Source organism: Dactylosporangium sp. NPDC048998 (genome assembly GCF_043197855.1).
Lineage (GTDB): Bacteria > Actinomycetota > Actinomycetes > Mycobacteriales > Micromonosporaceae > Dactylosporangium.
This window is the reverse complement of the sequence record NZ_JBICTV010000022.1, coordinates 109,098-123,026: the sequence shown is the minus strand read 5'-3', so window position 1 is coordinate 123,026 and position 13,929 is coordinate 109,098. Positions and strand designations below refer to the sequence as shown.

Here is a 13,929-nt window from a genome sequence, read left to right as displayed (position 1 = left end):
TCCGACCGAGTTGAGGCCGAGGAAATCATCGTCCCCATCGGGACCGAACAATCCATGATCTAGAACATCCGTTCTAACCATGGGGTCACCGTACCCCACCGGTACGACAAAACCGCGCTAGGCGCGCGGCTCGTAGCGCACGATCGGCTGGGTCTCCCGCACCAGGGCGCGCATCGCCGCCAGGTCCGGGCCGACCGCGCCCAGGGCCCGCGCCTGCACCAGCACGTTGCCCAGCGCGCCCGCCTCGACCGGCCCGGCCAGCACCGGCCGGCCGCAGGCGTCCGCGGTCAGCTGGCACAGCAGCTCGTTCTGCGCCCCGCCGCCCACCATGTGCACCACGTCGACGCTCACCCCGGCCAGGCGCTGCGCGTCCTCGACGGCGCGGCGGTAGGCCAGGGCGAGCGAGTCGAGGATGCAGCGGGTCATCTCGACCGGCGTCGCGGGCACCGGCTGGCCCGACGCGGCACACGCCGCGGCGATGCGGGCCGGCATGTCGCCCGGCGGCAGGAAGACGGGATCGGTCGCGTCGACGACGCTTCGGCCCGCGGGCGCGGCCGCGGCGCCCGCCAGCAGCGACGACAGCGGCTCGGACCACTCCCGCATGCACTCCTGCAGCAGCCAGAGCCCCATGACGTTGCGCAGGTACCGCACCGTCCCATCGACCCCGATCTCGTTGGTGAACCCGGCCGCGTACGACTCCTCGGTCAGCACCGGCGCGGACAGCTCGACCCCGACGAGTGACCAGGTCCCACAAGAGATGTAGGCGAAATTTCCGGCACCGGGCACCCCGGCCACGGCCGAGGCCGTGTCGTGCGAGGCGACGACGGTGACGGGCGTCCCGGCCGCGACCCCGACCGAGGGCGAGACGACGCCGCCGGACGAGCCCGGCGCCCGCAACGGCGCAAACAGCGACGGCGAGACCCCCGCGAGCTCGAGCAGGAAGGGATCCCAGGACGTACCACCGGCGGCGAGCAGCCCGGTGGTCGAGGCGTTCGTGACCTCCGTGCCGAGCGACCCGGTCAGCCAGTACGAGAGCAGATCGGGAATCAGCAGCAGCGACCGCGCGCAGGAGAGCTGCGCGCTCCCCCTCGCCGCCGCGAGCTGAAACACGGTGTTGAACGGCTGCACGGCGATCCCGGAGGCCGAGTACACGCAGTATCCGTCGAATCGGGCCGAGACCCCGTCCGTGCGCGAGTCGCGGTAGTGCACCGGATTGCCGAGCAGCACCCCGTCGGCGTCGAGCAGCCCGTAGTCGACGGCCCAGGAGTCGATGCCCACGGAGTCCAGCGGTCCGGCCGCGGCCAGGCCGGCGAGCATTCCCCGGTACAGCGAAAGGATGTCCCACTGCAGGGTCCCCCGCACCCGCACCGGCTCGTTCGTGAACCGCGCCACCTCCGAGAAGGTGATCGCCGCGTCCGTGACGTCGGCGACGATCACCCGCCCGCTGGAGGCCCCCAGATCGACGGCCGCGATTCTCATCGCAGGAACGCCGCCGCGACGCCGGCGTCCACGGGGACGTGCAGGCCGGTGGTGTGGGACAGGTCCCCGCCGGTGAGGGCGAACACGGCGTTGGCGACGTGCTCCGGCAGCACCTCCCGCTTCAGCAGCGTCCGCTGCGCGTAGAAGGCGCCGAGCTCGGACTCCGGCACGCCGTACACCGCGGCGCGCTGCGCGCCCCAGCCCGAGGCGAAGATGCCGGAGCCGCGCACGACCCCGTCCGGGTTGACGCCGTTGACGCGGATGCCGTACTCGCCGAGCTCGGCGGCCAGCAGCCGCACCTGGTGGGCCTGGTCGGCCTTGGTGGCGCCGTAGGCGACGTTGTTCGGCCCGGCGAACACCGAGTTCTTGCTGGCGATGTAGACGATGTCGCCGCCGATGCCCTGCCTGATCATCGCCCTCGCGGCCTCGCGGGCGACGAGGAACGACCCGCGGGCCATCACGTCGTGCTGCAGGTCCCAGTCCGCGACCGTGGTCTCCAGCAGCGGCTTCGACACCGACAGGCCAGCGTTGTTGACGACGAGGTCGACCCCGCCGAACGCGAGCACGGCGGCGTCGACGGCGGCGCGGACGGCGTCCTCGTCGGTCACGTCGACCGTCACCGGTACCGCGACATCGGGGCCCCCGAGCTCGTCGGCGACCCTGAGCGCCGAGTCCCCGTCGCGGTCGGCGACGACGACGCAGGCGCCCTCGGCGGCCAGCCGGTGCGCGATGGCCCGCCCGATGCCCGACCCGCCGCCGGTGACCAGCGCGATGCGGGTCGCCAGGGGCTTGGGCTTCGGCATTCGCCGCAGCTTGGCCTCCTCGAGCGCCCAGTACTCGATGCGGAACTTCTCCGCCTCGTCGATCGGCGCGTAGCTGGAGACGGACTCCGCGCCGCGCATCACGTTGATCGCGTTGACGTAGAACTCCCCCGCCACCCGCGCGGTCTGCTTGTTCGCCCCGAAGGAGAACATGCCGACGCCGGGCACGAGCACGATCGCCGGGTCGGCGCCGCGCATCGGCGGCGAGTCGGGGGTCGCGTGCCGCTCGTAGTAGGCGGCGTAGTCGTCCCGGTACGCGGCGTGCAGCTCGCGGATGCGCTCCTCGGTGCCACCGCCGGGATCCAGGACGAGCGGCCGGACCTTGGTGCGCAGGAAGTGGTCGGGGCAGGAGGTGCCGAGCGCGGCCAGTCGGGGCATCGCCGCGGACCCGGCGAATTCGAGTACGACATCATCGTCACGGAAATGCCCGACCTGGCGCCGGTCCGTCGAGACGAGCCCCCGCAACAGCGGCAACAGCGCGGCGGCGCGGGCGCGCCGGTCCTCGAGGGGTCCGTGCGACGCGGCGCCGAAGGGAGCCGCACGGCCGCGGGATTCCAAGAACGCGGCAGCGGTACCGATGATCTCCAGCGAGTTCGCCTCGCACTCGGCGGAGGTCGCCCCCCAGGCCGTGATCCCGTGGCCGCCGAGGATCACGCCGATCGCCTGCGGGTTGGCCCGCTGCACGGCCGCGATGTCCAGCCCCAGCTGGAAGCCGGGCCGGCGCCACGGCACCCACAGCACCCGGTCGCCGAAGCACTCCTTGGTCAGCGCCGGCCCGTCGGCCGCGGTCGCCAGCGCGATCCCGGCGTCGGGGTGCAGGTGGTCGACGTGCGCCGCGCCCACGAGCCCGTGCATCGCGGTGTCGATCGAGGGTGCCGCCCCGCCGCGCCCGTGCAGGCAGTAGTCGAACGCGGCGACCATCTCGTCCTCGCGCTCGGGGCCCGCAGGGCCCTCAGGGGACGCGTACACGTCCACCAGCGCCCGCAGCCGGTCGAGCCGCAGCACGGCGAGCCCGGCCTCGGTGAGGGTACCGAGGTCCCCGCCGGACCCCTTGACCCAGACGAGCTCCACCGGCCCGCCCGTCACCGGGTCGACGGTCGTGCCCTTGGCCGAGGTGTTGCCCCCGGCGTAGTTGGTGTTGCGCGGGTCGGCGCCCAGCCGCCGCGACCGCTCGACGAGCTCCGCCGCCGTCTGCGAGTTCATGCTCCCCATCCAGCCTGCGTCCCGCCGACCCGTTCGGCGCGGATCTTCTCCAGGTAGCCCGACCGCCGGTACGCCCCGATCGGGTCCGGGTCGAGCCCCATGTCCTCGCGCACCGAGCGCAGCAGCGGCCGCACGTCGGTGTTGTACGCGTCCATCAGCACCTCGTTGGCGCCCAGCACGTCGCCGGCGTCCTGCGCGGCGCGCAGCGCGTCGTGGTCGACCAGCAGCGCCTTCGCCGTCGCCTCCTGCACGTTGAGGACCGAGCGGATGACCGCCTGGATCTTCGGCTCGATGTTGTGGCACTGGTCGAGCATGAAGGCGATCCCCTTGTACGCGCCGGCCCCGGACAGGGCGTCGGCGAGCACGATCTCGTGCATGATGCGGAACAGCTGGAACGGGTCCGCGGCGCCGACCATCAGGTCGTCGTCGGCGTAGAACCGCGAGTTGAAGTCGAAGCCGCCGAGCTTGCCGGCGCGCAGCAGCACCGCCACGATGAACTCGATGTTGGTGCCGGGCGCGTGGTGGCCGGTGTCGATGACGACCTGGGCCCGCTCGCCGAGGGCGATGCAGTGGGCGTAGGCGGTACCCCAGTCCGGCACGTCGGTCATGTAGAACGCGGGCTCGAAGAGCTTGTACTCCAGCAGCATCCGCTGGTGGGTCCCGAGCCGGTCGTACGTCTCGGCCAGGGCGGCGGCGAGCCGGTCCTGGCGGGTGCGCACATCGTCCTGCCCGGGGTAGTTGGTGCCGTCGGAGAACCACAGCTTCAGGTCGCGCGACCCGGTGCGGTCCATCACGTCGACGCACTCCAGCAGGTGCCCGATCGCCTTGCGCCGCACGCCGGGGTCGGGGTTGGTGACGCTGCCGAGCTTGTAGTCGTCGTCCTGGAACACGTTGGCGTTGATGGTGCCGGCCCGCACACCGAGCTCGGTCGCGTGACGGGCCAGGTCCGCGTAGTCGTCGACCAGGTCCCACGGGATGTGCAGCGCCACGGTCGGGGCCACGCCGGTGAAGCGGTGCACGACGGCGGCGTCGGCGAGCTTCTCGTACGGGTCCCGGGGCACGCCCTCCTGCGGGAACACCTTGAACCGCGTGCCCGAGTTGCCGTACGCCCAGGACGCCGTCTCGATCCGCTGGTCGCGCAGCCGCGCCGCGACACGCGCCCGCGTCTCCGGGGCGAGCTCAGTCATTGCCATGCTCCAAGCTGGTGCTCCAGGTTGAACACCTCGTCGAGGACGACCAGATGCCGCCCGTTGATGAAGAACTCCGCCATCTGCGCCTCCCAGCGCGCGGACACCTCGGTGGCGTCCATGGCGGCCTGGGCGGCGGCGAGATCCTCGGTGCGGAGGGTGCCGACGAGCAGACCGTCGTCGCGGAGGAAGAGCGAGTAGTCGTGCCAGCCGGCGTCGCGCAGCGCGACGAGCATCTCCGGCCAGACGTGGGCATGGCGGCGCCGGTACTCCTCCAGCAGCTCCGGCTTGACCTGCAGCGTGAAACAGACCCGGCGCACGCCATACCTCCTTGTCGGGACGGGCCTAGAAGTTGAACTGGTCGATGTTGCCCGCGTTGAACGTGAACGGATCGCCGAGCAGCACGGTGCCGTCCTTGCCGACGGTGAACTCGCCGAGCTTGCCGGCGGTGAACTTGTCGCCCTCCTTGCCCTTGATGAGGCCGGAGGCGAGCGCGGCGCCCGCGTAGGCGGCCAGGTAGCCCAGGTCGGCCGGGTTCCACAGCGCGAAGGCCTTGACGGTGCCGTCCTTGACGTACGCCTTCATCTGGTTGGGGGTGCCGAGGCCGGTGAGCTGGACCTTGCCCTTGTAGGTCGAGCCGGACAGGTAGCGGCCGGCGGCCGCGATGCCGACCGTGGTCGGCGAGATGATGCCCTTGAGGTCGGGGTGCTTGGCGAGCAGGCCCTGGGCCTCCTGGAACGACTTCTGGTCGTCGTCGTCGCCGTAGACGGTGTCGACGAGCTTGAGCTTGCTGTACTCCGGCTTCGCCAGCTCGGTCTTCATCATGTCGATCCAGGCGTTCTGGTTGGTCGCGTTCGCCGTCGCCGACAGGATCGCGATCTCGCCGCCGTCGGGGCCGATGGCGTCGGAGATGAGCTTGATCTGGATCTTCGCGATGCCCTCGGAGGTGGCCTGGTTGATGAACAGGTCGCGGCACTCGGGCTTGGTGTCGGAGTCGTACGTGACGACCTTCGCGCCCGCCTGCCGCGCCTCGTTGAGCGCGCCGCAGATGGCGTCCTTGTCGTTGGCGGACACCGCGATGACGGCGGCACCCTGCTGCGAGAGCGTGTTGATGTAGCTGACCTGCGCCGACGGGCTCGCCTCGGACGGGCCGGTCTCGCTGTACACGCCCTTGAACTCCTCGACCGCGACCTTGCCGCCCTTGTTGTCGGAGGTGTCGAAGTACGGGTTGTTGACCTGCTTGGGCAGGAAGGCGACCTTCAGGCCGCTCTTGATCGTGCCGCTGCCGTTGCCGGCGCCGCCGGAGGCGTCGGTGGACGTGCTGGTGGAGTCGTCGGCGCAGGCCGTCATGCCGAACGCGAGCGCGGTGGCGACCGCGGCCGCGATGAGCTTGGCTCTCATCGGGGTTGAATCCTTTCAGTGGGGTGCGGGCGGCGCCCGGTCTTGGTCGGTCTCGCGAAGCCCACCGGGCCGGACCGGGCGTTACGGGGGTGTTGGTTGAGCCGTTGAGCCGTTAAGCCGGCCGCCGACGACGCAGCCGTTCCCGCGCCATGCCGACGACGTTCGGTCCGACGACCGAGGCGATGAGCAGCGAACCGGTGACGATGGTGAGCGTGTTCTGCGGCACGGAGGCCAGCTGCAGCGCGTTGCGCAGCGTGCTGAGCAGCACGACCGCGCCGACGACGCCGAGCAGGCCGCCGCGGCCGCCGAAGATGGACACGCCACCGAGGAGCACGGCCGCGACGACGGCGAGCTCCAGGCCGTTGGCGTTGTCGGCGCGGGCGCTGGCGAAGCGGAACGTCCAGAAGACGCCGGCCAGCGCGGACATGGTCCCCGTGGTGACGAACAGCCAGAACTTGGTGCGGGCGACGGCGACCCCGGCGAAGCGGGCCGCCTCGGCGTTGTTGCCCATGGCGTACAGGCCCCGGCCGATCGGGGTCGCGTGCAGGACCACGCCGAAGATCACGGCCAGGGCCGCCACGACGATGATGAACCAGGGGATGGTGAGGCCCGGAATCGGGCTGATCGCGTTGCTGGTCCACGAGACGGGGTAGTCGGCGATCGCCTTGTCGCCGAGCACGACGTACGCCAGGCCGCGGTACAGCGCCAGGGTGCCGATGGTGACGGCGAGCGAGGGCAGGCCGAAGACAGTGACGAACAGGCCGTTGACGGCGCCCAGGACCGCGCCGAGGACCAGGCACAGGGCGATCAGCAGCGGCAGGGAGTGCACCCCGTGCGCCCACAGGTCGCCCATGACGGCGCAGGTCAGGCCCATGACGCTGGCCACCGACAGGTCGATCTCGCCGGTGATGACGACCAGGGTCAGCGGCAGGGCGACGATGGCGATCGGGATGACCTCGAGCGTCACGAAGCGCCAGAAGCGAGGGCTGGCGACGCCGTCGATCGTGGCCGCGCCGATCACGACCACGAGGGCCAGCGCGACGAGGACGATGACGTCCCAGGAGCCGAGTCTGCGCATCAAGTTCACCGGTGTACCCCTCGCTGCAGGCTCTTCGTGACTCGCACCGACAGCGCGCGGTCCAGGCCGATCGCCGCCAGGATCAGCGCGCCGACCGCGGCGCGCTGCCAGAACGGGGTGACGCCGAGCACCGGCAGGGCGCTGCCGATCGTGGTCAGCAGCATGGCGCCGAGCGCCGCGCCGAAGACCGAGCCGCTGCCGCCGAAGATGGCCACCCCGCCGACGACGACCGCGGCCACGACGTTGAGCTCCTGGCCCAGCCCGGCGTTGGCGTCCAGCGTGCCGAAGCGGGCCACGTAGAGCACGCCGGCCAGCCCGGCGAGGGCGCCGCACACGACGAAGGCGGCGAACACCCGCCGGCCGACCGCGATGCCGGACAGCCGCGCGGCCGCCGGGTCGGAGCCGATCGCGTACAGCTCGCGGCCGCTGCGGTAGGAGCGCAGGTAGAAGCCGGCGCAGAGCACCACGACGAGGGCGAAGAGCGTCAGCAATGGCAGCCCGAGGATCGTCGACGTCCCCATGTGCAGGAACGACGTGGGGATGTCCTTGGCGTTGATCTGCTTGCCGGTGGCCCACTGGTAGTCGATGCCGCGGAAGACGTACAGCGTGCCGAGCGTGACGACGAGCGCCGGCACCCGGGCGGCGGCGATGAGGGCGCCGTTGACTGCGCCGCACACCGCGCCGAGTGCCGCGCCCGCCACCAGCACCACCGGGATCGGGATGCCGGGGTGGTCCAGGAACAGCGTGCCGGTCATGAACGCGGACAGGCCGAGCACCGAGCCGACCGAGAGGTCGACGTTGCGCGTGATGACGACGATCGCCTGGCCGGTGGCCAGGATCGCGAGGATCGTCGAGCCGAGCAGGAGGTCCTTGATGCTCTGCGCGGACAGGAACCGCGGGTTGGTGATCGCGGTCGCCGCGACCAGCAGTCCGAGCGCGGCGAGGATGCCGAGCTCACGGACGACGAAGACGCGGTGGGTGAGGCGGGTGCCGACGCTCTGTCGCGCCGGCGCGGGGGCGGACTGTGCGGTGGTGGTCATCGCGCGACCTGCCCCGGCGAACCTTGCCCGGACGAACCCTGCCCGGTCGCGGCGAGCATGACGGACTCCTCGTCGGCTGTCGTTCGGGGGATGTCGGCGGTGAGCCGCCCTTCGTGCATCACCAGCACCCGGTCGGCCATGCCGAGCACCTCCGGGAGTTCGCTGGAGACCATGAGCACGGCCACGCCCTCCTTCGCGAGGGTGCTCAGCAGCCGGTGCACCTCGGCCTTGGTGCCCACGTCGATGCCGCGGGTCGGCTCGTCCACGATGAGCACCCGCGGCGCGGTGGCCAGCCACTTGGCCAGCACGACCTTTTGCTGGTTGCCGCCGGACAGCGTGGAGACCGGGTCGCCGAGCCGGGCCGCCTTCACCCGCAGCCGCTGTGCCCAGTCGCGGGCGGAGCGCCGCTCGGCGCCGCCGAAGAGCAGGCCGAGCGCGGCCAGCGACCAGCGCCGCGGCAGGGTGGCGTTGCGCTCCACGGACAGCTCCATGACCAGGCCCTGCTGGCGGCGGTCCTCGGGAACCAGCGCCAGCCCGGCGCCGATGGCCACGGCCGTGCTGCCCCGGCGCAGCGGCCGGCCGTCGACGAGCACCTCGCCGGCGTCGTAGCGGTCGACGCCGAAGATCGCCCGGATGACCTCGGAGCGCCCGGCGCCGACGAGCCCGGCCAGGGCCACGATCTCGCCGCTGTGGACGGTGAAGCTCACGTCGGCGAAGGCGCCGCGCCGGGTCAGGCCGCGCACCTCCAGCCGCGCCTCGCCGAGCTCGGCGTCCTCCTTGGGGAACAGCGTGCTCACCTCGCGCCCGACCATGCGCCGCACCACCTCCTCCACGGTGAGGCCGGCCGCGGCGTCGGTGGAGACCCACTGCCCGTCGCGCATGACGGTGATGCGCTGGCACAGCGCGAACACCTCGTCGAAGCGATGCGAGATGAACAGGACGGCGGCGCCCGAGTCGCGCAGGGAGCGGGCGACCGAGAACAGCCGCTCGACCTCGACGCCGGACAGCGCCGCGGTCGGCTCGTCCATGACGAGCACCCGGGCGTCGAACGACAGCGCCTTGGCGATCTCGACCAGCTGCTGGTCGGCGATGGACAGCCCCCGGGCCGGGCGGTCGGGGTCCATCTGCACCCCGAGCCGCGCGAACAGCTCCGCGGCCCGGCGGCGCATCTCGGCCGTGTCGATGCGCCTGTCGATGCGCCCGTCGAGCGGGCCCCGGCCACGCAGCGGCTGGCGGCCCATGAAGATGTTCTCGGCCACGGACAGGTCGGCGAAGAGCGTGGGCTCCTGGTAGATCACCGCGATGCCGGCCGCGCGGGCGTCGGCGGGGTTGTGCAGCACCAGCGGCCGCCCGTCGAGGGTGATCGTGCCGGTGTCCGGCGCGTGCGCCCCGGCCAGGATCTTGACCAGCGTGGACTTGCCGGCGCCGTTCTCGCCGACCAGCGCGTGCGCCTCCCCGGCCCGCAGCTCCAGGCGCACGTCGCGGAGCGCGGCGACGGCGCCGAAGGACTTGCTGACGCCTTCGAGAACGAGCACCCGGAGCCTCCTCGTGCGTAGGCTTGTGAAACGTTTCATTGGCTGGTTACAGTGACGTTAGAAGCAAAGCCTTGACCACGTCAAGGGTTTCGATCGCGTTACCGATTTGATACACCGGACGCGGCGCTTCGTCGCGCCCTCGGGCTTAAGACGTTTCAGGAGATCGATGTCCACCACCACCGGCATCAAAGAGGTCGCGCGCCGGGCCGGCGTCTCCATCGGTACCGTCAGCAACGTCCTCAACCGCCCGGAGCTCGTCGCCATGACCACCCGGCAGCGGGTGCTCGACGCGATCGCCGAGCTCGGCTACGTGCGCAACGACTCGGCGCGCCAGCTGCGGGCGGGGCAGAGCCGGCAGATCGCGCTGGTGGTGCTCGACGTGACCAACCCCTTCTTCACCGACGTGGTCCGCGGCGCGGAGGCTGCGGCCGAGGACCACGGCGTCATGGTCGTGGTGTGCAACAGCGGCGAGGACGCTGGCCGCGAGCACCGCCACCTCGATCTGCTGGAGGAGCAGCGGGTGCGCGGCGTGCTCATCACGCCGGTCGACGAGTCGCCGAACTCCCGGCTGGAGCAGCTCATCCAGCGCGGCACGCCGGTGGTGCTGGTGGACCGCGGCTCGGGCCGGCACAGCCGGTGCTCGGTCGCCGTCGACGACGTGCTCGGCGGGCGGCTCGCCGGGGAGCACCTGGTCGAGCAGGGGCACCGGCACATCGCCTTCGTCGGCGGGCCGATCTCGATCGCGCAGGTGCACGACCGGCACGCCGGGGTCGCCGAGGCGGTGGCGGGGCACGCCGAGCTTTCCGTGGTACCGACGCCGAACCTCACGGTCGCGTCCGGGCGGATCGCCGCCACGCAGATCGCCGCGCGCGAGCCCGGCGAGCGCCCGACCGCGGTGTTCTGCGCCAACGACCTGCTCGCCCTGGGCGTGCTGCAGGAGATGACCCAGCGCGGCGTGCGGGTGCCCCAGGACGTCGCGATCGTCGGCTACGACGACATCGAATTCGCCGCGGCGGCGGCCGTGCCGCTATCCTCCGTACGTCAACCCCGAGAACAGCTCGGCCGCACGGCGGCAGCCCTGCTGCTCGAGGAGATCGAGGACGACGGGCGGCACGAGCACCGGCATGTCGTCTTCCAACCCGAGCTGGTCGTTCGCGAGTCCAGCGGCCGCCCCCGCGGCCGGCGCGCCGGCCGGCAGAGCCCCTACAAGAACCGGCGGTGACCGATGCGCGTCGCGCTGTTTGTCACGTGCCTCGCCGACGCGATGTTCCCGCAGGTCGGCAAGGCGACCGTGGCGCTGCTGGAGCGGCTGGGGCACGAGGTGGTGTTCCCGGAGGCGCAGACGTGCTGCGGGCAGATGCACATCAACACGGGGTACCAGAAACAGGCCCTGAAACTCGTCGAGCACCACATGCGCACGTTCGAGCCCTACGACGCCATCGTCGCGCCGTCGGGCTCCTGCGTCGGCTCGGTGCGCCACCAGCACGCGGCCGTCGCCGAGCGGGCCGGCAGGAGACAGCTCGCGGCGCGCGCCGGCGAGGTCGCCGCGCGCACCTACGAGCTGTCGGAGTTCCTGGTCGACGTCCTCGGCGTGACCGACGTGGGTGCGCACTACCCGCACCGGGTCACCTACCACCCGACCTGCCACTCGCTGCGCATGCTGCGCGTCGGCGACCGGCCGCTGCGGCTGCTGCGCGAGGTGCGCGGCATCGACCTGGTCGAGCTGCCCGACGCGGAGCAGTGCTGCGGCTTCGGCGGCACGTTCGCGCTGAAGAACGCCGACACCTCGGCGGCGATGCTCGCCGACAAGCTGCGCAACGTGCTGTCCACCTCCCCCGACGTGGTGTCGGCCGGCGACTCCTCCTGCCTGATGCACATCGGCGGCGGGCTCTCCCGGCTTTCGGTGGACACGAGACCGGTACACCTGGCGGAAATCCTGGCGGCGACATGAGCGGTCCGAAGCGAAGCGCAGGGGCCGCTCATCAGCGGCGCAGGTTCAGCTCATGTCGCTGCCGGAGCGAAGCGGAGGTGTCGACATGAGCACATTTCTCGGTATGCCGGCGGTGGCCCCGCGCGGGGTCGGGCAGCTGCGCGGCGACGAGCCCTTCCCGGTAGCGGCGCGCACCGCGCTGGCCAACGAGCAGCTGCGGCGCAACCTCGGCCACGCCACCCGGACCATCCGGGCCAAGCGGGCCGCGGTCGTCGGCGAGGTGCCGGACTGGGAGCAGCTGCGGCTGGCCGGCGAGGCGCTGAAGGCCGCCACCATGGCCCGCCTCGACACGCTGCTCGTCCAGCTGGAGGAGCAGGTCACGGCGCGCGGCGGCACCGTGCACTGGGCCCGTGACGCCGTCGAGGCCAACCGGATCGTCGCCGACCTGGTCCGCCGGACCGGCGCCGACGAGGTCGTCAAGATCAAGTCGATGGCGACCCAGGAGATCGGGCTCAACGAGGCCCTCGAGGCCGAGGGCATCGCGGCGTGGGAGACCGACCTCGCCGAGCTCATCGTCCAGCTCGGCCACGACCGCCCGTCGCACATCCTCGTGCCGGCGATCCACCGCAACCGCACCGAGATCCGCGACATCTTCCTGCGCGAGATGCCCTCGGTGCCGGCCGACCTGACCGACGAGCCGCGGCAGCTGGCCATGGCCGCCCGCGAGCACCTGCGCCGCAAGTTCCTGTCCGCGCGGGTCGCCGTCTCCGGCGCCAACTTCGCCGTCGCCGAGACCGGCACCCTCGCGGTGGTCGAGTCCGAGGGCAACGGCCGGATGTGCCTGACCCTGCCGCAGACGCTGATCACCGTGATGGGCATCGAGAAGGTCGTGCCCACGTGGACCGACCTGGAGGTGTTCCTGCAGCTACTGCCGCGCTCCTCCACCGGCGAGCGGATGAACCCGTACACGTCGCTGTGGACCGGCGTCACGCCGGGCGACGGCCCGCAGGAGTTCCACCTGGTCCTGCTCGACAACGGCCGCACCGCGGTCCTCGCCGACGAGGTCGGCCGCTCCGCGCTGCACTGCATCCGGTGCAGCGCCTGCCTCAACGTGTGCCCCGTCTACGAACGCACCGGCGGGCACGCCTACGGCTCGGTGTACCCGGGCCCGATCGGCGCCGTGCTCAGCCCGCAGCTGACCGGGGTCGAGGAGAACGCCTCGCTGCCGTACGCCTCCAGCCTCTGCGGCGCCTGCTTCGACGCCTGCCCGGTGCGCATCGACATCCCGTCGCTGCTGGTCCACCTGCGCGCCCGGCACGTCGAGGAGCACGGCCCCTCGGCCGAGGCGATCTCGATGGCCGCCGTCTCCTGGGTGATGGCCGGCCCCGGCCGGTTCCGCGGCGGCGAGCGGCTCATGCGGCTCGGCCGGCTGCTGGGCCGCCGCCGCGACCGGATCACCGCCCTGCCGCCGCCGTTGTCGGCCTGGACGGCCAGCCGCGACCTGCCCCGGCCCCCGGCCCAGACCTTCCGCGAATGGTGGCGGTCCCGCAATGGCTGATCTTTCCGCAGGTGCGGACGCCCGCTCGGTGGTCCTGGCCCGCATCCGCGCGGCGCTGGGATCGAACGCCGCCGCCCCGGACGTACCCCGCGACTACCGCCGGGCCGACGCCTCGGCGCCCGGCGACCTCGAGCTGCTCGCCGACCGCCTGCTCGACTACAAGGCGACCGTGGTGCACACGACCGCCGACGGGCTCGCCGCCGACCTGGCCAAGGCCATCGACGGCATCTCCCCCCTCGTCGTGCCGCCCGGGCTGCCGTTCGCGGTGCCCGGCGCGACCGTGGACGACGGCACCCTGGACGCCACCGCCCTCGACGGCTTCGCCGGCGTCGTCACCGGCTGCGCCGCGGCGGTCGCCGAGACCGGCACGATCGCCCTGGACGGCTCCCCGGACCAGGGCCGCCGCGCCATCACGCTAGTGCCGGACCGGCACTACTGCGTGGTCCGCGCCGACCAGGTCGTGCAGACCGTCCCCGACCTCCTCGCCCGGCTCACCCCGACCCGGCCGCTGACCCTGATCAGCGGCCCGTCGGCGACCAGCGACATCGAGCTGGACCGGGTCGAGGGCGTCCACGGGCCGCGCACGCTCGTGGTCTTCCTGGTTCGATAGCCGGGCCGTTCGTCGGTCGATCGGCCGGCCGAGGTCGTGCAGCAGCGCGTCCAGCGTCTCGTCGTCTGCCCAGCCGTTCACCGACAG

The 13,929-nt window shown here is 72.2% G+C and carries 12 protein-coding genes; 4 read left to right on the top strand and 8 right to left on the bottom strand.

Annotated features, from left to right (window positions below):
* Positions 1 to 117 precede the first annotated feature (117 nt).
* From ACGFI8_RS34620 to ACGFI8_RS34585, 8 genes are all read right to left on the bottom strand, one after another.
* A complete protein-coding gene (locus ACGFI8_RS34620) occupies positions 118 to 1,479 on the bottom strand; it encodes a rhamnulokinase family protein (RefSeq protein ID WP_392811054.1) in 1,362 nt (453 codons plus the stop codon).
* Positions 1,476 to 3,503: a bifunctional aldolase/short-chain dehydrogenase gene (locus ACGFI8_RS34615; protein WP_392811053.1), complete on the bottom strand. Its 2,028-nt coding sequence runs from the start codon at positions 3,501 to 3,503 to the stop codon at positions 1,476 to 1,478. Before ACGFI8_RS34615 ends, ACGFI8_RS34620 begins: the two co-directional genes overlap by 4 nt.
* Positions 3,500 to 4,690 carry an L-rhamnose isomerase gene (gene rhaI / locus ACGFI8_RS34610; RefSeq protein WP_392811052.1) on the bottom strand — a complete coding sequence of 397 codons (1,191 nt, stop codon included), beginning with the start codon at positions 4,688 to 4,690 and terminating at the stop codon, positions 3,500 to 3,502. Before rhaI ends, ACGFI8_RS34615 begins: the two co-directional genes overlap by 4 nt.
* A complete protein-coding gene (locus ACGFI8_RS34605; protein ID WP_392811051.1) occupies positions 4,687 to 5,010 on the bottom strand; it encodes an L-rhamnose mutarotase in 324 nt (107 codons plus the stop codon). The genes rhaI and ACGFI8_RS34605 overlap by 4 nt, the downstream gene beginning before the upstream one ends.
* A gap of 25 nt (positions 5,011 to 5,035) precedes the next feature.
* A complete protein-coding gene (rhaS, locus tag ACGFI8_RS34600; protein WP_392811050.1) occupies positions 5,036 to 6,091 on the bottom strand; it encodes a rhamnose ABC transporter substrate-binding protein in 1,056 nt (351 codons plus the stop codon).
* A 112-nt stretch (positions 6,092 to 6,203) separates the two neighbouring features.
* Positions 6,204 to 7,169 carry an ABC transporter permease gene (locus tag ACGFI8_RS34595; RefSeq protein WP_392811077.1) on the bottom strand — a complete coding sequence of 322 codons (966 nt, stop codon included), beginning with the start codon at positions 7,167 to 7,169 and terminating at the stop codon, positions 6,204 to 6,206.
* Between the two features lie 5 nt (positions 7,170 to 7,174).
* Complete coding sequence (locus ACGFI8_RS34590) at positions 7,175 to 8,209, bottom strand: ABC transporter permease (protein ID WP_392811049.1); 1,035 nt, start codon at positions 8,207 to 8,209, stop codon at positions 7,175 to 7,177.
* On the bottom strand, positions 8,206 to 9,744 hold the full coding sequence (locus ACGFI8_RS34585) for a sugar ABC transporter ATP-binding protein (protein ID WP_392811048.1): 1,539 nt from the start codon (positions 9,742 to 9,744) through the stop codon (positions 8,206 to 8,208). The genes ACGFI8_RS34590 and ACGFI8_RS34585 overlap by 4 nt, the downstream gene beginning before the upstream one ends.
* A 166-nt stretch (positions 9,745 to 9,910) precedes the next feature.
* Between ACGFI8_RS34585 and ACGFI8_RS34580 the strand changes: the two genes are divergently transcribed.
* From ACGFI8_RS34580 to ACGFI8_RS34565, 4 genes are all read left to right on the top strand, one after another.
* On the top strand, positions 9,911 to 10,966 hold the full coding sequence (locus ACGFI8_RS34580; protein ID WP_392811047.1) for a LacI family DNA-binding transcriptional regulator: 1,056 nt from the start codon (positions 9,911 to 9,913) through the stop codon (positions 10,964 to 10,966).
* 3 nt (positions 10,967 to 10,969) lie between these two features.
* The gene (locus tag ACGFI8_RS34575) at positions 10,970 to 11,695 is read left to right on the top strand and encodes a (Fe-S)-binding protein (protein ID WP_392811046.1); all 726 of its coding nucleotides are present in this window, start codon (positions 10,970 to 10,972) and stop codon (positions 11,693 to 11,695) included.
* An 85-nt stretch (positions 11,696 to 11,780) separates the two neighbouring features.
* Positions 11,781 to 13,232, top strand: coding sequence for a LutB/LldF family L-lactate oxidation iron-sulfur protein (locus tag ACGFI8_RS34570; RefSeq protein WP_392811045.1), 1,452 nt, complete (start codon positions 11,781 to 11,783; stop codon positions 13,230 to 13,232).
* Positions 13,225 to 13,842, top strand: a complete 618-nt coding sequence (locus ACGFI8_RS34565) for a lactate utilization protein C (RefSeq protein ID WP_392811044.1) — start codon at positions 13,225 to 13,227, stop codon at positions 13,840 to 13,842. The genes ACGFI8_RS34570 and ACGFI8_RS34565 overlap by 8 nt, the downstream gene beginning before the upstream one ends.
* Positions 13,843 to 13,929: the final 87 nt, after the last annotated feature.